Genomic DNA, 1,345 nt, shown 5'->3' on the forward strand with positions numbered 1-1,345 from the left:
GCCCCGCCGTGTCCCCGGCCGCGTCCCCGGCGGAGGCCGCCCGATGAGCGCGGACCACCGCGACGATCCCCCCGTGCGGCTGCTGGTGGCCTCCACCCCGCACGGCGTGGCGCTGCTGGCCGCCGCGGCGGACGCGGGTCTGCTGGGGGCGGCCCGCGAGCGGTTGCTGCTGGTCGCGAACACCGCCCCGGTCCCCGAGACCGTCCCCGCCCCGGACGCCCTGCCCGGTTTCCGGCCGCTGCGCGACCGCTTCGGCCGAGTGCTGTCCTGGAACGCCGCCGTCACCCCGCTCCACCCCGCCGCCTGGACGCCGCGCCCCGACGACGCGCCCCTGTGGGAGCGGCAGCTGCGCTCCCTGTGGGGCCTGGGCGACGCGGCGGTCGAGCTGGTGGTGGAGCGCGTCGAGACCGGTCCGGGCCGGGCGCTGGCCCGGATCTTCCCCGACGCGCCCCTGACGGTGTACGCCACCGGACTGTCCGCCTACGGGCCCACCCCCGGCAGGCTGGACCCGCTGGTGGGCACGCGGGTGCGGCGACTGCTCCACCCCGGCCTGGCGCCCGGACTGCGTCCGCTGCTGCTGGCGGAGTTCGGGGTCGAGGCCGGTCAGGTGCCCGGCGAGGCGCTGCGGGCCGTCGCCGCCCGGGCGGCGCGTGAGCTGCCCGACCCGGGGGCGCCCGAGGGCGCGGTGGTGCTGCTCGGGCAGGACCCGCACGCCCCCGGCGCACTCCCTCCCGGCGAGGAGGAGCGGACGTACGGGCGGCTGCTGCGCGGTCTGCGGGAGGCGGGTCACCGCGCGGTGGTCCTCACGCCCCATCCCGCCGCCCCCGCGCACCGGGTGCGGGGCGTCGCGCGGCGGGCGGCGGAGCTGGGCCTGGAGCTGTACGAGCCGCAGGGGGCACAGCCGGTGGAGGCGCTGTACGAGCGGCTGCGCCCGGCGCTGGTGACCGGGCGCTCCTTCGGGGCACTGCTGGCCGCGAGCACGGTCCACGGCCTGCCCGCCTCCCACGGCGGTACGGCCGTCCCCTCCGCCGGCGCGGGCTCGTACGAGGGGGGCGGGCCGGTCGCGGCGGTGATCGCGGACGCACTGCTGCCGGGCGGGGCCGGTGCGCCCGGAGGGACGGAACCGGCAGACCCCGCCGAACTGGCCCGGCTGGTGCGGGCGGTGGCGTTCTGCGCGCAGCCGCGGGTCCATCCGGAACTGCGCGGCGAGGCCGAACGCTTCCTGGCCGCCCACCCCGAGGAGCGCGTGCGGCGCTGGTTCCCGCGCCGCCTGCTGGCCTCCCTCGCCCTGCCCGGCGGGCTTCCCGCGGGCCTGGGGCCGGTCGTCCGCAACCCGGCGGTACGG

The 1,345-nt window shown here is 80.1% G+C and carries 1 protein-coding gene; it reads left to right on the forward strand.

Features of this window, described 5'->3' with window-relative positions; genetic code table 11:
- Positions 1–43: 43 nt before the first annotated feature.
- A partial coding sequence (locus AC2CJA_RS26685) for a hypothetical protein (protein WP_484605214.1) occupies positions 44–1,345 on the forward strand: 1,302 nt, incomplete at its 3' end.

Source organism: Streptomyces sp. ATLC9 (genome assembly GCF_057196705.1).